The following is a 19,483-nucleotide window of genomic DNA, read 5'->3' as shown; positions in this document are numbered from 1 at the left end:
CTGCCGCCGCACAGTGACTGGGCTTTGACTGCCTACTGCGCGCCGTTCATCTTCAACCACTGCACGCGCATGATGTGAGCGCAGCGCTCAGCGGTGCGCCCGTCCCAGAGCGGCACCGACGCAATGGGCCGCGACTCCGAAGCGAGTTCCCAATCAACCTGGGCGATGACATCCTCTTCGCTGACCAGCGTGTTCCCGCCGACCACGACTGTGACCGGACGCTCCGTGCTCTCGCGCAAGGTCAGACACGGAACCTTCATCACCACCGCCTCCTCCTGGATGCCGCCTGAATCGGTCACGATGAGGCGGCTGGCGCTCACCAGGTTGACGAAATCGGAGTAGCTGAGGGGGGCGCAGAGCCGGATCGCCGGGTTGCTCTCCAGACGCTCGATCAGTCCGGTCCGCTCGAGCATGGCGCGGGTTCGAGGATGCACCGGAAAGAGGATAGGGAGTCGTTGGGCGATCTCCGTGAGCATCAGGCAGCATTTTGCCAGCGCCTGCTCCGTATCGACGTTTGAAGGCCGATGCAGGGTGACAGCCGCGAACCCTCTCTCCCTCAGATCGAATTTCGCAAGAAGCCTCTGCGCGCGCTCGCGGTCTAGGGTCTGCTTCAGCGCATCGATCATGATGTTTCCTACGAGCGCCACGCGCAGGTGGTCGTGTCCCTCGTGGAAGATGAGGTTCTGGTAAGCGTCCTCGGATGGGGCGAGCAGATAGTCGGAAATGCTGTCCACCAGCTTGCGGTTCTGCTCTTCCGGCATGTTGCCGTCATGGCTGCGCAGGCCGGCTTCCAGATGCACCACATGATGTTTTCGCCGCTTGGCCGCCATCGCTGCGCCGACTGTAACGTCGACATCGCCCGGTACAACGACGATATGAGGCGGATCTTCCGTCAGGATCTCCGTATAGGACGAGATGATCTCGCCCATGCGCTCCCCGAATGACCGTGATTTCAGGGGACGGAAATGCCGTATTTCGTGGATGTCGAACTCCGAGAATAGGTCATGGCACATGTTCTCGGAGTAATGCTGCCCCAGGAAGACGATCGAGGGCTCCGCCCATTGCTGTTTCTTCAGTGCCTTGAAGAGAGGCGCCACCTTCATGACATTGGGGCGTGTTCCGGCGACCAGGTGTATCGAGCAGCGTTCTGACATCTAGGCGTACGCCTCTTCGGTCTGATCTTTATGCCCGCCGAGCATGTAGTCCACTGTGGCCAAGCCGTTTTAGACTTGGCTGGCTACGATGCTGCCATTGGGAACGTTGTCACTCTCATATCAACCGGAAGTCTCTCGATCAAACCTTGATCCCGTTCGGCTAGCTAGCGGCTTTGCAGCTCAGCGTTGCAGGTTACGGGCTCTCGTCCATGGAAGTGTCTGGAGGTGTGAAAGTGCTTGTCGCCTTTGCAATGTCAACGACTGCCTTTAGCGCTGACGAGATTGCATAGGTTCCGTAAACCACGAAGAATTTCAGTTTCGGAAAAGGCGGATGTACTTCCAGCAGCTGCAGATTTTCAGCGGCGCTCCTTTCCTTCAGTACCGTTGAGGGCAGCAAACTGATCCCCAAGGCTGATTGGGTCAATGCGGCCACCATGCTGACGCTACTGCAATGGTTTACCCAGTTGGGGGCAGATCCGTGGTCACCGAACCATCGGACAGTCATTTGGTAGAGGGCAGAAGAGGCGGACAGAGTGATGATTGGATACTCCGCCAGTTCCATCGGGGAAAATCGCTTGTGGGGTATTCCAAGCTTGGGACTCGCCATCCAGCAATACTCAAACTCCCCCAGCGGTTCGCAATAGACCCCCAACTCACCCACAGGCGGCGGGACGATCAGCACGTCCAGCATTCCTGCGTGAAACTTGGCCCAGAGGTCGAATGTTAAGTCGATGTCCAGCTCAAGTACGATATCAGGATAAGTTTTCTTCACGCTTTCGACGAACGAACTGAGCCATGTCATCGCCACTGTCTCGGTCGCGCCGAAACGAATGGTGCCCGACACTATCTTGTCGTCAGCCATACTCTCCTGAATCGTGTCGACGAGCTTGAGAAGTTCCTCGGCATGAAAGATGAACTTCCTGCCTTTCTGGGTGAGCTTGGTCCTGCGGCTCTTGGTGTCGAAAAGCTGCACGCCGAGTTCACGCTCCAACTCGCGTATCCTCATCGAAATGCTTGGCTGAGTCGTGGACAACGCCTTGGCGGCCGCGCTGAAGCTCCCCAGCCGCACGATTGCACAAAACGCCTGAACGTGTCGAAGGTCCATCATTATAGGCCCCGCTTATAACCGATGCTCAGGAATCACAATTTCCCTTTGGTAGCGGCCTCTGTTTTCCTTGCGACTCGAGAGATTGAGGCGTGTCGGTACGGTTGGTGGAGGCTCAACCGCACCTTCCCGACCCGCCAGGCAATTTCGATGCATAGGGGAGGGAACCTAACGATGAAGACCACGACGATCCTTGGAAAATGGCTAGTTGCAGCTGCTCTCGTCGGAGGCCTCTGCATTCAGGCATCAGCCCAGACGGTGCTGAACTTCAATAGCCAGGTCCTCGAGAGCACCGTGTCCGGCAAGGTCGAGAAATGGTTTGCAGAAGAGGTTACCAAGCGCACGAACGGTGAGGTCAAGATCAAGGTCTTCTTCGGCGAGGGCTTGGGGCGAGCCACGGAGAGCCTGTCCTTGATGTCGGATGGCGCGGTAGATCTCGCGAGTATGTCGGCGGGTTTCTACCCGGCGGAGTTGCCGCTTACCTCGGCACCCAATTCGATCCCCATGGCGCTTTCAACAGTCAGTCAGTCCATGCAACTGATGACCCGGCTTTTGAACGAAGTCCCGGCGATACGGGAAGAGCACAAGCAGAATGGGATCCGTGCTCTCTTCTTCCATAATCTGAACCCCTATTATCTCGTGTCGACCAGCCCCCTCACCAAGCTGTCCGATCTGAACGGAAAAAAGATGCGGACCTGGGGCTCGGAAATGCCGAAGCTCGCCGCAGCCGCCGGCGCCATCCCTGTCACCCTGGGTCTGGCCGAGCTCTACGAGAGCCTTTCGCGAGGCGGCATCGATGTTGCGCCTTTCTCCTACGACTATGTCCGCGACTATCGGCTGTATGAAGTCGCGCCTCACATTTCGACCGTGCCCGCCTTCGTTGGGCCGACGGGTGGCGTGTGGATAAGCGAAGCCGCGTGGAGCCGCCTCTCCCCCGAGCAGCAGGACATTGTCAACCAGGTAGCTGAGGAAGCACTGCAACGTGACTACGACGAAGTGACTGGCGCCGCCGACGTAGCGCGGGAATATCTTGAGCAAAATGGCGTCACCATCCATGAATTTCCTGAAGAAGAGCTAGCCAAGTGGCGTGACGCGAACCCGGACTTCTTTGCTGATTTCGTGTCGAGCATGACCGCTTCGGGGAAGGGAGACGCTGCCGAGCATATGGTCCGCATCTGGGAGGAAGTGCGAGGCTCGGGCGAGTAGCGGCTCGCGAACGATAGCGTGGCGCAACTCTCGCAAGGCTAGACTCGAAATGATCGCGAACTTGAACCGCTATGCGGCCACGCTGGCCGGAATAGCCCTTCTCCTGATGGCCATTGTTGGCGCTTTGGACGTGGTCGGGGCGACGACCGGCCGCCCCCTAGTGGGCACCCATGAGATCACCGAAACCCTGATGGTGATCGCCATCTTTATGGCGCTGGCCTCCGCTCAGCAGCGCAATGCGCACATTCGCGTTGAGCTTTTCACACGGCAGCTTAGCCCTTCTCTACAGGTTGCCCTCAGCGTATTCGCGTTAGTGTGCTCTCTAGCCTGCTTTGCGCTGATAGCTTACTTCGGCTGGTCTTCCACGCTGCGCAGCATTTCAACCGGAGAGTTCCGCCAGGGCCAACTCGGCTTCCCGGTTTGGCCAGCCCGTATGGCGCTCGCGTTGGGTTCGACGCTGATGGTTCTCCAGTGCCTGAGGGAGATTTTCGTGGGCCTTACCACGCGGTCACGAGCAGAGCAGCCCTAAGCGACGCGGGTCCAGCACCGCCGTCATTACCATCTTTTCTGCCGCGAAGGGAACGCACGCCGGCTACGCCGGACGTGCCGGACAAGCCGCATTCAATGCGGCTGCCACTAGTCCGGATTGAGCCAGCCCGCGCCCCAGAATTTGGAGAGTTTCATGGATGAGACCGTAGTCGGTATAATTTCAGTGCTCGGAATGCTTGGGCTTTTGATCTCCGGTGTTCCAGTAGGCGTGACTCTTTCTATTGTCGGCGTAGCGGGAATGTATTTTGGACTCAGTTCCTCATTCGCCTTCGGACAACTTCGTTCTCTGCCATTCTCCGTATCGAGCAATTACGCATTTGCCATCCTGCCCCTCTTTGTTCTGATGGGCATTGTTGCCGAGCGCTCAGGCATGACCGTCAAGCTTTTTGACGCCGCGCATGTTTGGCTCCGTTCGGTTCGGGGAGGTCTCTATCAGGTGGTGATCGCCGGCTCGGCGATGTTCGCGGCGATCTCGGGCTCCACTGTCGTCAATGCCATCGTGTTCACCCGCATGGCTTTCCCGGAGATGATCCGGCACGGCTATTCCCGCAGCCTTTCACTCGGCTGTATCGCCTCTGCCGGCAGTTTCGCAGCGATGATCCCACCTTCGGCAACGATGGTAATCTATGCCATCATGACCGAACAGTCAGTCGGGCAGTTGCTGTTGGCGGGTATTATACCCGGCATTCTGAGTGCAGTTGCCTATGCGCTGGGCATCATGATCCTGGTTCGGGTTGCTCCTGGCCTGGCGCCAGCAACCCTGCCTGCGCACCCCATGAAGGACAAACTCAGAGCCTTGACTTGGGTCTGGCCCGTGGCGTTGCTGTTCGTCATCGTGATGGGAGGAATCTATGGAGGCCTTTTCCCCCCAAGCGCTGCTGGAGCAGTTGGAGCGACGGGGATAATCCTGATTGCCTTGCTCTTTACACGTGGGTCTCTCAAGGGCTGGCTGTATCCCTCCTTGCAGGAAGCGGCCTACATCAGCTGCACCATTTTCATAATACTCATCGGCGGCCTCCTCTTCTCTCGAATGCTTGTGGCCGTCGGGATCATCCCAGAGCTGGTCGCTTTCTTCCGGTCATTCGAACTGGGGCCGATCGGTTTCCTCATCGGCGTCTCTATCTTCTTGATAATCCTCGGATGCTTCCTGGACACTACCTCCATGCTAGTAGTGACGCTGCCGTTCCTTTTCCCCATATCGCAGGAGATCGGCGTCAATCCCATCTGGTTCGGCATAATCGTCGTCAAGCTCATCGAGATTTCCGTCATAACGCCTCCGATCGGCCTGAACCTGTTCGCTGTTCAGAGCGCGGCCGGTCCTGAAGCAAGCTTTTCCGAGATCGTGCGCGGCGTCATGCCGTTCCTCCTGATTGAGCTCGTTGTTTTGGCCCTCCTCATTGCGGTCCCCGGCCTGTCTTTGTGGATCCCGAACAGCATCTAAGCTCGCCTCGCCTGATAACGTCATTGCCATCATCGCCTGAATTAGGAGAAACGAATGACGCGAAGATCAAAGGAACTTGGCTCTCTTCTTGCTGGATTGGAGTCGGTCATTTCCTCGGCTATGCGCGAAGAGCCTCTTGGGGGAACCATTTCCGATGTTTTTCGCGCGTTGCGAACGCCGACAGATCGGCGTCCAGAGCATCGACCTGAAAGGCTTCCCGCGTGCGAAGGCGTAGCCGATGCGATATCTCGGGCTCGCAGCGGAAATCCTGAGATCGCTGAAATTGCCGACACATTTGAAAAGATAGAGCCATTGCTGTCTTGGCGCCGCCGCGCTGGCAGCGAAACAGCAGAGGACCCCGCATTCCACGACGGTCACGCCAATGCGTTGATCATAGGACCGAACGGCCTAGAGGAGCGCGCCGATATCTGGATCGGCGTGAGCCTGATGTCCCCAAATGTGCAGTATCCAGTCCACAGGCATCCGCCCGAAGAGATTTACGTCGTACTTTCACCTGGAGAATGGAAGAAGGGGGACGAACCGTGGCACGTACCTGGCATTGGGGGTCTGGTTCACAATCCTCCGGGGACCATACATTCGATGCGGTCTGCAAATGCGCCGCTGTTGGCGTTTTGGCTGCTCTGGAGTGAGAGCCGAATATCGCTGTAGAAGGCACCTCGCAGTCATGCTGGCTTTAGGCCTCAACCGGCTGGCTGTGCATTGCGCGCGCAAGTGCGCAACCGCTGTACGCCCTGAAGCTCGATAACGCGCACTTGAGTTGCGGCAATGCGGCTTCAGGACGGCGCGGAATTTATCCTATCTGAAGCATCTGCCGGACTCGCGGGCTTCTGCCAAGCGAATTTGCGAACACAGCATAAACGTACCTGCAGGATTTCTGCATGCGTTCTTTTGCAATTTGCTGACTGTTCCGTGCCTTTGACACAGATTCACGCGGCCTCACGTGGGTCGCGTTTTATTTAAGCCTTTGATTTCCCGAAGAAAGATGGTGCTGCGAGAGAGGATTGAACTCTCGACCTCTCCCTTACCAAGGGAGTGCTCTACCACTGAGCTACCGCAGCCAGCCGAACGCGGCGGACCTGTGCCACATCGCGCGGACAAGCGCAAGGCATTCATGAGGGTTGTGATGCTGCCGTTGTGGAAGCCTAAATTGCGGCGCTTTTTTCAGGCCCTACTGTTGCGCCCCTCCTGGAACTAAAGAAGGCCTGGCAGAATGGAGCTTTCCGTGGCTGAGTACCGGAATAATGAAGAAGAAGCAGGACGATCCATCCCGGCCCAAGTCCGACCGCTCCACCCGGCTGGCAGAGGAACTGCGCGCCAATCTCGCACGGCGCAAGGCGCAGGCGCGCTCGAGAAGCGCCGGCAAGCAAGTCGCGGAGGATCCGGAAACCCCGGCACTTGGAGGCAATCGATCCGGGAGCCGCGAACCGTGAGCGACTCGCCAAACCCGTCCGGCATCAGAACGGCGGGCGCGGTTCAGGGCATCGTGCTTCCGCTCCGCTGGCCTTCCGGCCGCCTGCATTTCCTTGAATCGCACAGGTCTATCGGCTAGAGCCTCGCGATTGTACAAACAACGTTCGAACTCCGGCTCGCCGGGAAAGTGACCTCTGATGGACCGTATCAGACTGGTCGGCGGGAACCCGCTGAACGGCAGTATTCCAATCTCCGGCGCCAAGAACGCGGCTTTGCCGCTGATGATCGCGTCGCTGCTGACCGATGACACGCTGACGCTGGAGAATGTCCCGCATCTGGCCGATGTCGAGCAACTGATTCGTATCCTCGGCAACCATGGCGTCGACTATTCGGTGAACGGCCGGCGCGAGAAGCAGCAGGAAGGCTATTCGCGCACGATCAATTTCACCGCCCGTCACATCGTCGATACCACCGCTCCGTATGAGTTGGTCTCCAAGATGCGTGCGAGTTTTTGGGTGATCGGTCCGCTGCTGGCGCGCATGGGCGAGGCGAAGGTCTCGCTGCCGGGCGGCTGCGCCATCGGAACGCGGCCGGTCGATCTCTTCATCGACGGATTGCGTGCCCTCGGCGCCGAGATCGATGTCGAGAGCGGCTATGCGATCGCCAAGGCGAAGAAGAATCGCTTGACCGGCAACCGCTATGTCTTCCCGAAGGTCTCGGTCGGTGCCACGCACGTGTTGATGATGGCCGCGAGTCTGGCGCGCGGCGAGACGGTGCTGGACAACGCCGCTTGCGAGCCGGAGGTCGTTAATCTGGCGGACTGCCTGAACGCGATGGGCGCCAGGATCACGGGCGCCGGGACGCGCACGATCCATATCGACGGCGTGGAGATGCTTTCCGGCGCCCGCCACAAGATCATCCCTGACCGGATCGAGACCGGGACCTACGCTATGGCCGTGGCGATGGCAGGAGGTGATGTCGTCCTCGAAGGCGCCCGGGCCGATCTGCTCGAGCACGCGCTGGACGTCGTCGCCTCGACGGGCACGGAGATCCAGCCCACCAATTCGGGCATACGCATCACGCGCAACGGTCACGGTATCCATCCGGTCGACGTCACGACCGAGCCGTTCCCTGGCTTCCCCACCGACCTTCAGGCGCAGTTCATGGGTCTGATGACGAGGGCGAACGGACGGGCTCGCATCACCGAGACGATCTTCGAGAACCGCTTCATGCACGTTCAGGAACTGGCGCGGCTTGGAGCGCGGATCTCGCTGTCGGGGCAGACGGCCACGGTCGAGGGCGTCGAAAGGCTCAAGGGCGCCCAGGTGATGGCGACCGACCTGCGCGCGTCGGTTTCGCTGGTCATCGCCGGCCTCGCGGCAGAAGGCGAGACCATCGTCAATCGTGTCTACCACCTCGATCGCGGTTTCGAGCGGCTGGAGGAGAAGCTCTCCGGCTGTGGTGCGGTGATCGAGCGGCTGTCCTCGTAAGCCGCCGTGGTCCGCCCGGCATCCCGGGCGGGACCGTCTGGGTCGAAGAGGCGGATGGCTACCGAACGTTCCGCCGAATTCCTGAGCATAGCGCGTCAGGAACAATGTTCGGGCCGCCGCCTTTTGCGTTGCGACCCGACATGCTGATCGCGACCTTCAACATCAACAATGTGAACAAGCGGCTCGAGAATCTCCTCGCATGGTTGCGCGAGGCCGAGCCGGACGTCGTCTGCCTGCAGGAACTCAAATGCGACGACCGATCCTTTCCGGCGGCCGTCCTGCGCCAGGAGGGTTACGAGGCGGTGTGGAAGGGCCAGAAGAGCTGGAACGGCGTTGCGATTCTCGCCCGCGGCGCCGAGCCGGTACTGACCCGCACGGCTTTGCCTGGCGATCCTGCCGACCATCAGGCTCGATACATCGAGGCGGCGGTGAAGGGAGTCCTGATCGGCTGCCTGTACGCTCCCAACGGCAATCCGCAACCCGGCCCCAAGTTCGATTACAAGCTGGCCTGGCTGGCAAGGCTCCGCCGACATGCCACCGCTCTGCGAAGGCAGGACGTGCCGCTGGTGCTTGCCGGCGACTACAACGTCGCGCCGACCGAGATCGACGTCTATCCGACGAAATCATACGAAGATAACGCCCTGGTTCAGCCGGAAAGCCGCGAGGCCTTTCGGCGCCTCGTCGGCAGAAGCTGGATTGACGCGATCCGGGTGCTGCATCCTGGCCAGCGCATCTACACCTTCTGGGATTACCGGCGCTATCGCTGGGAGCGCGATGCGGGGCTGAGGCTAGACCACCTTCTGCTGACACCCAATCTTGGCGACCGACTTGCCGCTGCTGGTGTCGAGCGGGAAGCGCGTGGGCGGGAAGGCGCAAGCGATCACGCGCCGGCCTGGATCAGGCTGCGGTAGGGGCACGGAAGCCGCACTCGCCGATCATGCCGTGCTCTTGGCACCGCCTCTTTGTCCAACCCTGCGCATGCGGTCAGGGGATGGCAAGAGGCCGATTGGCCCATGTGGCCGCCGGTTCTCTTCCATGATTCGATAGGCGGCCCAGATGGCCACAGCCATAACGAGCAGTCTCGTGACGGGAACTCTGTTTGCCGCAGATAAACATGCGGCCCGAAGTTTCGTTCCCGCTGGACGCTACGTGGATGAGGGCGGCATTGCCGAGCGAACCTTCAGGGAGGACCTTCATCCGGAAGGAGAAGACAGCGCGAACATCGTTCCGGTCCGCAGGAACAAAGCCGCCTCCCGCACTGTTGGGAAGCGCAGTTCGATGGGAGGACCAATGACCACCAAGAATGGCTCTCCGTGGGATCCTCAGGAGGTCCAGCAATTGCGTTCGCTTGCAGAGTCGGGACTGAGCGCCCAACAGATCGCCGAGAAAATGTTGAGGACGCCGGTCGGGATCAGATCCAAAGCAGCGGCGCTGAAGCTCGCGCTGAGAACCGCCCGCCGCCGCGCCATGGCCGCAAACGCGGAAGCGGATGGCACAAAAGCGGAGCGATGATCGGCCTCTTGCGCGGCCTGACCATCGCTCTTGGGTCCTGATCAGGTAGATTCCTTGGCCTTCCCGGGAATGGTCGTCGTGGTGACGGCGGGAGGGTCGCTTGCCGGGAAACTGTCTTCGAGCCCGTGCTGAAGCTGCTCCTCGAGCGTTGCCGGGACTTCCGAGCGGCCGAGCGTTCTTCGGTCCGAGATATTTTCGACGGGCTTCTTGGTTTCCGGATTGTCCTGCACGTCCTTGATAAGCAGGTGCAGTTCGGCAATCGCGAATTCCTTCATCGCCTCGAAATTCGGCTGCTGATCGTCATGCATACGGTCGATCAGGTCGACCATGGACTGCTCGAATTCCTTGAGGCAGTCCGACGAGTTCATACCACACATCCGCCTAAGCGCCTCCTTCAGCACCATCGGCAGAAAATGAGACACGGCCGTGAGCTTCACCTGCTCCACTTCGCCAGGATGTACTTTCAGAGTCATGCGAGCCTCCGCACAGTTGCGCTGAAAGCAACTCTGCAGACGGCTCCCTGGTTCCCCGCTGGATGATGTGTCGCGAAGCAACGACTGATCAGGCCGAGACGGGCACGGCGCGTTTCCCCTGCGTGGACAAGGCGGCTGGCGGCATGGTCGTGCCGCGTACGATCAACTGGACATCAAGATTGGTGAAGTTATTGGCCGGCTGGCGGTTGAGCTTGCGCAGGATGTAGTTGGCGGCCTCGATCCCCATTTCAACGGCAGGGATCCCGACGGTGGTCAGGGCAGGGCGCAAATGCTTCGCGAAATCCTGGTCGTCGAAACCCACCACGGAGAGTTGGTTCGGAACGCTCACGCCAAGTTCCTGGCACTCGGACAGCACGCCGAATGCAAGCACGTCGCTTCCGCACAGCACCGCAGTCGGGGGCTCGGGAAGCTGGAACAAGATCTCCAGTGCCTCCCGCCCGTTCTCGATGAGGTGTGGCCGCTCGATCACCATGCTGCTGGGCAGGTCGAGGCCGCGTTCCTCAAGAGCGGAGCGGATTCCGGCGAGACGATCGGCCTGCCGGTCGTTGTTCTTGGTTGGACCGGTGATTACCGCAATGCGCCGGTGTCCCAGATCGTGCAGGTATCGGGCCGCTCGCGCCGCGGCTAGTCTGTTGTCGAAGCCGATGCAGGGATGCTTGCTGGCGGGATTGAAGACATAGGTGTTGACGTAGGGCCTCCGGTGCTTCGCCAACAGTTGGTGTAGCCCGCCGTCATGGCTGTCGCCGACCAGCACGATTCCCTCGACGCCTCGCGTCAAAAGCAATTGCGTCTGCTCGAGTTCCTTGACCGGGTCGTAATCGTGTGTGGTCAGGAGGAGCGAATAGCCGTCCATCGCCAGCCGCCGCTCGAGTGACTCGATCAGGCGCGCGTAGATCGAGTACTTGATGGTCGGGATGACGGCACCGACGATCTGTGATCTCTGACTTCGGAGCGCTCTGGCGGCGCCGTTCGGAACATAGCCCAGGGCCTTGATCGACGCGTCAATCCTTGCCCGTACCTCGACCGCTACCTGTTCCGGGCTGTTGAGGGCCCGCGACACGGTGGCGGTCGAGCAATTCGCATGGTCGGCCACATCACGCAGGGTGACCCGTCTCGACGCTGGATCTGTCACTCGGTGGTCCACTTCGCCCTCCGTATGGCTCCGGTCGTGACTAGAGCGGACTGCCAAGTGCCCGCCCAGAAAGCGGACTGGACGTCGGAACGCAGGCCGCGCCGGGTTTACATCGATTTACAACGCTACTTCTTAGGAAAATGAACAACTAAGCGTATTGACCCGGATCAAATAAGCGCCAGAAGTATACGATTACATTCCCGCCGATTGAATGAGCTACCGTCGTCCATATGCAGGAAATGGCGGATATCCGAAGGTGGCAGGCTGAGGTCGAAGCATAAGCGGACATGGGCGCTTGGCTGAGCTTGCGCCACATGTTCACAGCAATGATCTCGCAGGAGGTCTTTGGAAAGGAAGTTTGGCGAAGCTCTCCGCGCGGCCGTCTCTACATCTGATCACCTGCCATCAGAGTCTCTGCCCTGTGCCATCGAACAGAAAGGCGCGCCGTGGGTCGAATGCGAAGCGTCGCGTCGTGCCGAGGTCGAAACCGCGAGGATCGCGGCTTTCGACGGTGAGCGCCGATTTGTCGGAAAGTGAGGCGTGCACGTAGGTAAGTCCTCCCAATCGTTCGACGACACTGACTGTGCCCTCGAAGCAGGCATCGCCCCCGGACGCAAAATGCTCAGGGCGCACACCTAGCACCCCCCGGGTGCCGACGACGGGCGGCTCGCCGCGAACAGCCACCGAGACCTCGCGAAGGCCAACCTCCGCAGCGGCGACCACAGCAAAGCCGTCGCCCTGGGAAACCACAGTCACCGGAACGAAATTCATGCGCGGCGATCCGATGAAGCCGGCGACGAACATGTTGTCGGGGTTCTCGTAGAGGTCCAGCGGCGCTCCGACCTGCTCGATGCGGCCGGCTTTGAGGACGACGATGCGGCTCGCCAGCGTCATCGCCTCCACCTGGTCGTGCGTCACATAGATCATCGTCGACTTGAGCTGCTGGTGCAGTCTGGCGATCTCGATGCGCATCTGGACGCGCAACTCGGCATCGAGGTTCGAAAGCGGCTCGTCGAAAAGGAAGACGTCGGGCTTGCGCACGATGGCGCGGCCGATCGCCACCCGTTGGCGCTGCCCGCCCGATAGTTCCCGCGGCTTGCGCTTTAGGAATGGCTCGAGATGGAGAATCTTCGCCGCTTCGGCCACCTTGGCGTCGATCTCGGGCTGAGGCAGCCCCGCCATCTCGAGCGGGAAGCCCATATTGGCGGCGACCGACATATGCGGGTAGAGCGCATAGGTCTGGAACACCATCGCGATGCCGCGCTTCGCCGGATCGGCGTTGGTGACATCCCGTCCGCCTATCTCGATCCGCCCATCGCTCACCGTCTCCAGCCCTGCGATCATCCTGAGCAGCGTCGACTTCCCGCAGCCGGAGGGGCCGACGAAGACGACGAACTCGCCGTCGGCGATCGAGAGGTCGACGCCGGTGATCACCTCGGTGTGGCCGAAGCGCTTCTTGACGCCCTGGAGCGATAGTCCAGCCATTCGCAGTTCCTACTTGACCGCGCCTTCGGTCAGGCCGGTCACGAACCAGCGTCCGACGAAAGCGAAAAGGATGACGACCGGGATGGTCGCGAGCGTCGCGCCTGCCAGCAGCAACCCCCAGTCGATCTGGTATTGTCCGATGATGCCGGCGAACCCGACTGGAATGGTCCGCCTTGCGTCGGAAACGATAAGCACCGAGGCGAAGAGGTATTCCGTCCAGGATGCGATGAAGGTGAAGATCGCGACACTGGCGATGCCGGGCGCGATCAGCGGGGCCATGATCCTCAAGAGAATTACGCGCGGCGGCGCACCGTCCACGATCGCGGCCTCCTCGATGTCGCGGGGTACCGAGGCGAGGAAGGATCGCATCATCCAGATCGAGAAGGGGAGGGCGAAGGCGATGTTGACGATCACCAGGCTGGCGCGCGTGTCGATCAGGCCGAAACGTGCGAACAGACCGTAGATTGGGATCAGTACGACCACAGTAGGGAAGGCATAGGCTACCAGAATGAGTCGGTAGAGGGCGGCGCGGCCCGGAAACTTCATCCTGAAAAAGGCGTAGGCCGTCGGCAAGGCCAGAGCGATGGTGAAGACGGTCGAGAACAGCGCAACCAGGAGGCTGTTCACCAGATAGGCGGGAAAGTCGGTCGACTGCAGCAGCTTCTCGAAATGCTGCAGCGTAAAACTCTGCGGCACCATGGTCGGCACGCGGCTGATGATCTCGCGCGGCAGCTTGATCGAGCCGCTCATCACCCACCAAAAGGGCAGGCCGATCAGGAGAACGATGACAGCCAGCCCGGCATAGAGGGCGAGCGATTGCGGGAGCGTGCGCTTCATCGAGCCTCCTCGCTGGCGGTCATTGCCCGCGTGGCGAGCAGCGCAAAGCCCATCAGCAGGAGGCTGGTCAGCACCGAGACCGTCGCCGCTTCGCTCAGCCTGTAGCCCTTGAAGGCCGTTTCGTAGATCAGCACTGGAAGCGTCTGCGTGGCCTGCGACGGGCCGCCGGCGGTCAGCAGCCAGATCACGTCAAAGACGTTGAAGGAAAGCAGCGTGCCGACGACGCCGAGCATCATCAGCGTCGGCTGCAGCAGCGGCCAGGTGATGCGGGTGAAGCGTTTCCATGCGGTCGCGCCGTCTATGCGGGCAGCCTCGTAAAGGTCGGAGGGTATGCGCGTCAGGCCCGCGAGCATCATCAGCGCGACGAACGGGAACCAGCGCCAGGAATTGATCAGCACAAGTGTCGTCATGGCGCTCTCGCGCGTGGCGAAGAAGCCGATCGGCCGCTGGATGATGCCGGCCTGGATGAGTAGCGGGTTGACCATGCCGCCGGAGGTCGACAGCAGCCAGCGCCAGATGATGACGACGACGACGGTCGGCACGATCCAGGTGAGTATGATCCAGGTTCGGGCGACGCGCACGCCCGGAAACTTCTGGTGCAGGATGAGCGCGACACCTAAGGCCACAGCGGTCTGGACGATGGCGTTGGCGACGACCCAGAGCAGGCTGCGGCCGAGCGCTCTCCAGAAATTGCTTCCACCGAGCACCGCGGCATAGTTGTCGAAGCCGATCCACTCGCCTTCCGTGCCGATCACGCCGACATTCTGGAAGCTGAGGATCACCGCCTGCACCAACGGCCACCCGAGTACGGCAATGAGGAAGAGAAGCGCCGGCGCGACGAAGAGGAGGGCAAGGCGGGGGTTGGTCATGAGTGTTGTACGTCAACAGACATGTTGGCGCTGCCCCTTACCTGGCTGCCGCCATCCTCTCCCCGTGCCCGGGGGGAGGAGGGCTGTCGCCTACGCTTTCGCCGACCACCGGCGGAGGTAGAGTGCCAGCATTGCGGTCGGCGGCTCTCTCCCCTCACGCGGGGAGAGATGCCCGGCAGGGCAGTGAGGGGCAATGCCAGCGCCGGGCGTTTGCTCATGACGCGGCCTTGCCTTACTTCGCCGCGATCTCGCTCATGCGGGCCTGACCGGCCTTGACCGCGTCGGCAGCGCTCTGGCCGTCGACGACGATTTTCTGCAGTGTCTCGGCAATCACGTTCTGGCCGGAGATAGCGCCGATCGACGGGAACACCTTGCCGGTGGTGAAGCCGAACAGCTTGCCGGTCTGGGAGTTGGCAACCATCGTCTCGACCTGACTCTTGTACTTGGTCACGATCGGATCGCTCCAGAAAGACTCGGCCTTGGCGCCGTCATTGGTGACCGGCAGAAACAGGCCGGGCTCCATGGTGAGGAAGCGGCCGTAGTTCTGCGGCTCCAGCAGCCAGGCGAGGAACACCTTGGCGCCGGCCTGCTTGGCCTCGTCCTTGGTGGTCAGCATGATTGCGTTGGAATAGCTGATCGTTGCCGAATCCGACTGGTTGTCGGCGTGCGGCACTGGCGCGACGCCGAGGTCCGCCGGATCGGCCTCGGCCTGTGTCTCGTAGGTGTTGATGACGCTGAACTGCAGGATCGTGCCGCACGAGGCGCTGGCGAAGCAGGCCTCGGCCTCGCCCCAGGTCCAACTGGTTGAATCCGGCGGCGACAGCTTCTGCAGGTCGGCATAGGTCTGGTAGGCCTCGACCGTCTGCGGCTTGTCGAAGGCGATCGAGCCGTCCTCGTTGTAGATGTCGGCCGCGCCGCTGTTGACCATGAAGGAATAGACGGTCTGGTCGGTATAGAGCTGCTTGTTGGCCGGCAGGCCGATGCCGTACTTGCCGTCGGCGGAGAGTTTCTCGGCGGCCGCCTTCCACTCGGACCAGGTCTTCGGCACCTCGATGCCTGCGGCCTTCAGCGCGCTGTTTCGGTACCACATGGAGATCGCCATGTTGTAGGCGGGAATAGCCCAGGTGTGGCCGTCATACTGGTAGGGGGCGATGGTAGCCGGCACGAAGCCGTGCTTGGCCTCGAGATCCTTGGCGAGATCGTCCACCGGCACGAGCGCGTCGATGCCCTTGATGAGCGTGGTGAAGTCCGGGATGGTGAAGAGCATGTCCGGACCGTTGCCTGCCGCGAATGCGGCCGGCGCCTTGGCGTAGACCTCGCCCCAACTCTGCGGCTCCTGCTTCACCTGGACGCCCGGGTGCGCCTTGTTGAACTCGTCGAGCAGTTCCTGCATGCGCTGGACGCGATGCGGCGGCTGCTCCATGTGCCAGAGCGTGAGGCTGACCGGCTCGGCGTAAGCGGTGCCGGCAAGCAGCATCGATGCGAGGCTTGCCACTGCCAGAAGTCTGGTTCTCATTGCTGTTCTCCCTCTCTTTCCGCGGTTCCCTTGCGCGGAGTTGCTGTCAAAGATGCGGGTTTCGCGGCCTGTACTTGGCGATCAGCGCCGCGTTGTTCTCGGCGGCGCCGGGCATGTTGGCGCTGAGATAGATCGGCGCGCCGGCGCCCGACGCCTGCAGGCGCGATGCCACCTCGGCGAGCACGGCGTTCATCAGCGCCGCTCCGATCGAGGTGGATACGGGCCCAACCCGCAGTTCGCTGCCCGGCACGGCCACGGTCGCATCGCCGGCGGGCGCACCGTTGTCGAGCACGATGTCCGCGACCTCGGCCAGCCGGGTGCGGCCCTTCGCTGCCTCCCAAGAATACGCCTCCGAGGTGATGGCGATCACGGTCGCCCCACGCTCCTTGCCGATCCGGGCTGCCTCGACCGGCGCGGCATTCACGCCGCTGTTGGAGACGACGAACAGCACGTCCTTGGCTCCGATGGGATAGCGGTCGAAGATCGGGCCGACGATGCCGGACATGCGCTCGAAGGCGGTCGAGGCGATCGCGCCTTCGTGCAGCATGGTCGCCGTCGCGAGGATAGGCACGGTTAGCGCAAGTCCGCCGGCGCGGTAATGCGCCTCCTCGGCCAGGAGATGGCTGTGGCCGGTGCCGAAGATGTAGACTAGGCCGTCGTTCCGCGCGGTCGCCTCGACCGCCTCGACGGCTTGGGCAATCGCTTCGGTATTGGCCACAAAGAGTGCGCCGATCCGCTCGCTGAGTTGTGTCAGGTAGGTTTGCGCTGTCGCTGCTTCAGTCATTGTGCCTTCGTCAAAGTAAGCCTCACCCGCATGGTGAAACTGTCGGCGCGATAGACCGAGCGCACATATTCCAGCGGGCACCCGGCACCATCGAAGGTGCGGCGCGTGAACCTTAGCACCGGCGCCTCCGCCGAGATGCGAAGCGCCGAGCAGGCGGCGGGGTCGGCCAGGTCGGCGCGGACCGTCTCTTCCGCCTCGGTGGGGACGAGGCCGTACTCGTCGCGCAGCACGCGATAGAGCGAGTCCTTGGAAAAATCGGTCTTGTCGAGAAGGCTCGGCGCCAGAGCCACGGGTATCTCCGTCCGCTCCACCGCCAGCGGCTCGGCATCGACGAGGCGCACGCGCACGAGACGATGAACGAGGGTATGCTCGGTGATATCCAGGGCACGCGCGACCTCCCGGTCGGCCGCGCCGATACCGGCATCGAGGACGACGCTTGATACCATACGTCCTCCGCGCTGCATCTCCGCGGTGAAACCGTGGAGCGTGCGCGATTCCTTTTCGATAAGCGGTCGCGCGACGAAGACGCCGCGTCCGACGCGCGTCTCGACAAGACCTCGCCGTTCCAGTGATTTCAGGGCCTGGCGCGCCGTCATGCGGCTGGCGCCAAGCTCGTCGGCGATACGGCGCTCGGAGGGTAGGCGATCGCCGTGCTTGAGGGCGCCCGAACCGATCATGTCCTCCAGCCGGCGCGCAATGCGCTGGTAGAGCGGCGCGTCCTCGACTGTCAGATCAGTTGCCATCCGGCGGTATGTCCCGCTGTCCCCAGTGGTATGTACCACGCGGGAAAAGCGCGTCAAACGGATTTACGCGAGGCCAGGTCGCGTTGTGTGGAATAGGCTGAGAACGCCCGATCCCAGGCCTCTCGGGCACCGGCATTCGGCTCCTGGCGCCGCGCTATTTTGCGCGTTGAGACCGACGCTTCACGAACCGATGGGAATGCTCCGATCGCAGTGGCGGCCAGCAGTGCGGCGCCGCGCGCGCCGAATTCCAAGCCGGCCGGCACCACCACCGGCTTACTAAGGGCATCGGCCAGCATCTGTGTCCAGACGAGACTGTTTGCCCCGCCTCCGGTGAGAAGTATCTCGCCCTGGACAGGCGGAAGGTGCTGCATCAGATCGCGCACGGCGAGGATCACGCCCTCATAGACGGCGCGCAGCATGTGTGGCCGGCCGTGGCGCGGGGCAAGTCCGGTGAAGCCGGCACGCGCCCGCTGGTCGAAGACCGGCGCGATGATGCCACTGTCCGAGAGGTAGGGCAGGTAGACGACCCCTTCCGAGCCGACCAGCACCTCGGAGATCGCCCTATCGAGCGCCTCGAACAGCGCCGCGTCGCGCTTGGTTTCGCCAAGGATAGTGCTGATGACCCAATCGAGGTTGAGCGTGCCGGCGACGTTCACCATGGAACGGAACCAAGTTTTTCCGGGCAGGGTGAACAGGAGACCCAGATCAGGCGGCGTGAACACCGGCTCGTCGGAAACAACGCCAGCGATGCAGGTGGTGCCGAGGATGACAAGGGCCGTTCCGGGCTGCAGCGCGCTGGCGCCGACGATAGTGGAGGGGACATCGCCGGCTCCGACCGCGACGGGTGTCCCGGGGGCAAGTCCGAGCTCTTCGGCTGCCGCCTGCGTGAGATAGCCGGCGATCTCTTCGGAATCCTTTGCTTCAGGCAGTTTGCCGGCGACGTCGGAAAGACCGAACAACTCCAGCATCTCAGGGCTGCGATCCCGCCTGCGGGCGTCACCTGGGGCGACAGCCGCTTCTGTGCGGTCGGCTCCGGCAATGCCGGTCAGCTTCATCCGCAGAAAATCCTTGTAGCTGAAGATGTGCGCTGCGGCCCCGAACACATCTGGCTCGTTCTCCCGCAGCCAGGCGGCGACCGGCAGAGTGCAGCCCTGCTGCATGACGCAGCCGTCGGCCCGGAAGATGCGCCGGTAGAAGTCGGGATCGGTGGCCAGCCGCCGGTCGAGCATGTGCTGGGTGCGGCTGTCCTCCCAGTTTATCCCGGGGCGTAGCGCATTGCCCTCGGCGTCGACGAGCCAGGCGCCGACCATGGCCGCCGAGATGCCGATTGCCGCGATCTGCTCCGGCCGGACCGAGGCTTGGCGCACGGCACCGCGGATCGTCGTCTTGGCGGCATTCCACGCCTGGTCTGGGTCCACCTCGCACCAACCGGCCCGCGAGCGGTCGAGATCGACGCGCTCTGCCGCGCGCGTCAGTTCGGTGCCTTCGAAATCGAAGAGCGCCGCCTTGGTGATCGAGGAGCCCGCATCGACACCGAGAAGATACCGCATCATCCGAAATTGCTCCGCCTGCAGAATGGCTCATGCCTCAAGGCGGGCGGCGCGGGCAAGCCGGCATTTCTGATCGGGAATGTTGCTGTTCGAAACCTGTGGGCCATTCGCTCACTGATTGAACTGCAGAGCCCAATGATTTCTTGTCCGGCATGCCACCGGAGTTGATTGTTCGTCAGCTTATA

19 protein-coding genes and 1 tRNA gene are annotated in these 19,483 nt (G+C 61.8%); 8 read left to right on the top strand and 12 right to left on the bottom strand.

Annotation, left to right across the window (positions count from 1 at the left end):
- Nucleotides 1-32: 32 nt before the first annotated feature.
- Together wecB and HUI96_RS07755 are read right to left on the bottom strand one after the other, a co-directional pair.
- Nucleotides 33-1,154, bottom strand: a complete 1,122-nt coding sequence (gene wecB, locus HUI96_RS07760) for a non-hydrolyzing UDP-N-acetylglucosamine 2-epimerase (protein WP_188254065.1) — start codon at nt 1,152-1,154, stop codon at nt 33-35.
- A gap of 193 nt (nt 1,155-1,347) precedes the next feature.
- Nucleotides 1,348-2,262, bottom strand: coding sequence for a LysR family transcriptional regulator (locus tag HUI96_RS07755; protein WP_188254064.1), 915 nt, complete (start codon nt 2,260-2,262; stop codon nt 1,348-1,350).
- A gap of 171 nt (nt 2,263-2,433) precedes the next feature.
- On the opposite strand from HUI96_RS07755, the gene HUI96_RS07750 reads away from it, so the two are divergent.
- The 4 genes from HUI96_RS07750 to HUI96_RS07735 all read left to right on the top strand — a co-directional run bounded on the left by HUI96_RS07750 (nt 2,434) and on the right by HUI96_RS07735 (nt 6,124).
- Complete coding sequence (locus HUI96_RS07750; RefSeq protein ID WP_188254063.1) at nt 2,434-3,465, top strand: TRAP transporter substrate-binding protein; 1,032 nt, start codon at nt 2,434-2,436, stop codon at nt 3,463-3,465.
- Between the two features lie 49 nt (nt 3,466-3,514).
- Entirely contained in the window at nt 3,515-3,994 is a 480-nt protein-coding gene (locus HUI96_RS07745; RefSeq protein WP_188254062.1) for a TRAP transporter small permease subunit, read from the top strand.
- A gap of 153 nt (nt 3,995-4,147) precedes the next feature.
- Nucleotides 4,148-5,455: a TRAP transporter large permease gene (locus tag HUI96_RS07740; RefSeq protein ID WP_188254061.1), complete on the top strand. Its 1,308-nt coding sequence runs from the start codon at nt 4,148-4,150 to the stop codon at nt 5,453-5,455.
- A gap of 54 nt (nt 5,456-5,509) precedes the next feature.
- Nucleotides 5,510-6,124, top strand: coding sequence for a dimethylsulfonioproprionate lyase family protein (locus HUI96_RS07735; RefSeq protein WP_188254060.1), 615 nt, complete (start codon nt 5,510-5,512; stop codon nt 6,122-6,124).
- Nucleotides 6,125-6,459: 335 nt separating this feature from the next.
- Here HUI96_RS07735 and HUI96_RS07730 read toward each other — a convergent pair.
- A tRNA-Thr gene (locus HUI96_RS07730) sits at nt 6,460-6,534 on the bottom strand.
- A 183-nt stretch (nt 6,535-6,717) separates the two neighbouring features.
- On the opposite strand from HUI96_RS07730, the gene HUI96_RS07725 reads away from it, so the two are divergent.
- The 4 genes from HUI96_RS07725 (at nt 6,718) to HUI96_RS07710 (ending at nt 9,888) form a co-directional block, all read left to right on the top strand.
- A complete protein-coding gene (locus HUI96_RS07725) occupies nt 6,718-6,906 on the top strand; it encodes a hypothetical protein (RefSeq protein ID WP_188254059.1) in 189 nt (62 codons plus the stop codon).
- Nucleotides 6,907-7,083: 177 nt separating this feature from the next.
- Nucleotides 7,084-8,376 carry a UDP-N-acetylglucosamine 1-carboxyvinyltransferase gene (murA, locus tag HUI96_RS07720; RefSeq protein WP_188254058.1) on the top strand — a complete coding sequence of 431 codons (1,293 nt, stop codon included), beginning with the start codon at nt 7,084-7,086 and terminating at the stop codon, nt 8,374-8,376.
- A 140-nt stretch (nt 8,377-8,516) separates the two neighbouring features.
- On the top strand, nt 8,517-9,287 hold the full coding sequence (gene xth / locus HUI96_RS07715) for an exodeoxyribonuclease III (protein ID WP_188254057.1): 771 nt from the start codon (nt 8,517-8,519) through the stop codon (nt 9,285-9,287).
- 379 nt (nt 9,288-9,666) lie between these two features.
- Nucleotides 9,667-9,888 carry a hypothetical protein gene (locus HUI96_RS07710; protein ID WP_188254056.1) on the top strand — a complete coding sequence of 74 codons (222 nt, stop codon included), beginning with the start codon at nt 9,667-9,669 and terminating at the stop codon, nt 9,886-9,888.
- Between the two features lie 41 nt (nt 9,889-9,929).
- Here the strand turns inward: HUI96_RS07710 and HUI96_RS29330 are convergent, their stop codons facing one another.
- From HUI96_RS29330 to HUI96_RS07665, 9 genes are all read right to left on the bottom strand, one after another.
- Nucleotides 9,930-10,361 (bottom strand): hypothetical protein, encoded by a 432-nt coding sequence (locus HUI96_RS29330; protein ID WP_237684007.1) that lies wholly within the window; start codon nt 10,359-10,361, stop codon nt 9,930-9,932.
- Between the two features lie 88 nt (nt 10,362-10,449).
- Nucleotides 10,450-11,514, bottom strand: a complete 1,065-nt coding sequence (locus HUI96_RS07700; protein ID WP_188254055.1) for a LacI family DNA-binding transcriptional regulator — start codon at nt 11,512-11,514, stop codon at nt 10,450-10,452.
- 405 nt (nt 11,515-11,919) lie between these two features.
- Nucleotides 11,920-12,999, bottom strand: coding sequence for an ABC transporter ATP-binding protein (locus tag HUI96_RS07695; protein ID WP_188254054.1), 1,080 nt, complete (start codon nt 12,997-12,999; stop codon nt 11,920-11,922).
- Nucleotides 13,000-13,008: 9 nt separating this feature from the next.
- Nucleotides 13,009-13,836, bottom strand: a complete 828-nt coding sequence (locus HUI96_RS07690) for a carbohydrate ABC transporter permease (RefSeq protein ID WP_188254053.1) — start codon at nt 13,834-13,836, stop codon at nt 13,009-13,011.
- On the bottom strand, nt 13,833-14,705 hold the full coding sequence (locus HUI96_RS07685; protein WP_188254052.1) for a carbohydrate ABC transporter permease: 873 nt from the start codon (nt 14,703-14,705) through the stop codon (nt 13,833-13,835). Before HUI96_RS07685 ends, HUI96_RS07690 begins: the two co-directional genes overlap by 4 nt.
- Nucleotides 14,706-14,937: 232 nt before the next feature.
- On the bottom strand, nt 14,938-16,221 hold the full coding sequence (locus tag HUI96_RS07680; protein WP_188254051.1) for an ABC transporter substrate-binding protein: 1,284 nt from the start codon (nt 16,219-16,221) through the stop codon (nt 14,938-14,940).
- A 46-nt stretch (nt 16,222-16,267) separates the two neighbouring features.
- Entirely contained in the window at nt 16,268-17,005 is a 738-nt protein-coding gene (locus HUI96_RS07675) for an SIS domain-containing protein (protein ID WP_188254050.1), read from the bottom strand.
- Nucleotides 17,002-17,748 carry a GntR family transcriptional regulator gene (locus tag HUI96_RS07670; protein ID WP_188254049.1) on the bottom strand — a complete coding sequence of 249 codons (747 nt, stop codon included), beginning with the start codon at nt 17,746-17,748 and terminating at the stop codon, nt 17,002-17,004. The genes HUI96_RS07675 and HUI96_RS07670 overlap by 4 nt, the downstream gene beginning before the upstream one ends.
- Nucleotides 17,749-17,801: 53 nt before the next feature.
- Nucleotides 17,802-19,301: an FGGY-family carbohydrate kinase gene (locus tag HUI96_RS07665; protein WP_188254048.1), complete on the bottom strand. Its 1,500-nt coding sequence runs from the start codon at nt 19,299-19,301 to the stop codon at nt 17,802-17,804.
- Between the last annotated feature and the right edge of the window lie 182 nt (nt 19,302-19,483).

It is taken from the genome of Pseudaminobacter soli (ex Zhang et al. 2022), assembly GCF_014595955.1.
In the GTDB taxonomy this organism is placed as follows: Bacteria; Pseudomonadota; Alphaproteobacteria; order Rhizobiales; family Rhizobiaceae; genus Kumtagia; species Kumtagia pseudosoli.
Note: the sequence above shows the minus strand (reverse complement) of the source record. Positions and strands in the feature narration are given on the sequence as shown.

Bases quoted from the DNA above. Each gene is read 5' to 3' on its own strand.
- murA (WP_188254058.1), top strand. From the start codon at position 7,084: ATGGACCGTATCAGACTGGTCGGCGGGAACCCGCTGAACGGCAGTATT.
- HUI96_RS07670 (WP_188254049.1), bottom strand. From the start codon at position 17,748: ATGGCAACTGATCTGACAGTCGAGGACGCGCCGCTCTACCAGCGCATT.
- HUI96_RS07745 (WP_188254062.1), top strand. From the start codon at position 3,515: ATGATCGCGAACTTGAACCGCTATGCGGCCACGCTGGCCGGAATAGCC.
- HUI96_RS07740 (WP_188254061.1), top strand. From the start codon at position 4,148: ATGGATGAGACCGTAGTCGGTATAATTTCAGTGCTCGGAATGCTTGGG.
- HUI96_RS07685 (WP_188254052.1), bottom strand. From the start codon at position 14,705: ATGACCAACCCCCGCCTTGCCCTCCTCTTCGTCGCGCCGGCGCTTCTC.
- HUI96_RS07690 (WP_188254053.1), bottom strand. From the start codon at position 13,836: ATGAAGCGCACGCTCCCGCAATCGCTCGCCCTCTATGCCGGGCTGGCT.
- HUI96_RS07695 (WP_188254054.1), bottom strand. From the start codon at position 12,999: ATGGCTGGACTATCGCTCCAGGGCGTCAAGAAGCGCTTCGGCCACACC.
- HUI96_RS07725 (WP_188254059.1), top strand. From the start codon at position 6,718: ATGAAGAAGAAGCAGGACGATCCATCCCGGCCCAAGTCCGACCGCTCC.
- HUI96_RS07755 (WP_188254064.1), bottom strand. From the start codon at position 2,262: ATGATGGACCTTCGACACGTTCAGGCGTTTTGTGCAATCGTGCGGCTG.
- HUI96_RS07735 (WP_188254060.1), top strand. From the start codon at position 5,510: ATGACGCGAAGATCAAAGGAACTTGGCTCTCTTCTTGCTGGATTGGAG.
- HUI96_RS07665 (WP_188254048.1), bottom strand. From the start codon at position 19,301: ATGATGCGGTATCTTCTCGGTGTCGATGCGGGCTCCTCGATCACCAAG.
- HUI96_RS07680 (WP_188254051.1), bottom strand. From the start codon at position 16,221: ATGAGAACCAGACTTCTGGCAGTGGCAAGCCTCGCATCGATGCTGCTT.
- wecB (WP_188254065.1), bottom strand. From the start codon at position 1,154: ATGTCAGAACGCTGCTCGATACACCTGGTCGCCGGAACACGCCCCAAT.
- HUI96_RS07675 (WP_188254050.1), bottom strand. From the start codon at position 17,005: ATGACTGAAGCAGCGACAGCGCAAACCTACCTGACACAACTCAGCGAG.
- HUI96_RS07710 (WP_188254056.1), top strand. From the start codon at position 9,667: ATGACCACCAAGAATGGCTCTCCGTGGGATCCTCAGGAGGTCCAGCAA.
- HUI96_RS29330 (WP_237684007.1), bottom strand. From the start codon at position 10,361: ATGACTCTGAAAGTACATCCTGGCGAAGTGGAGCAGGTGAAGCTCACG.
- HUI96_RS07750 (WP_188254063.1), top strand. From the start codon at position 2,434: ATGAAGACCACGACGATCCTTGGAAAATGGCTAGTTGCAGCTGCTCTC.
- xth (WP_188254057.1), top strand. From the start codon at position 8,517: ATGCTGATCGCGACCTTCAACATCAACAATGTGAACAAGCGGCTCGAG.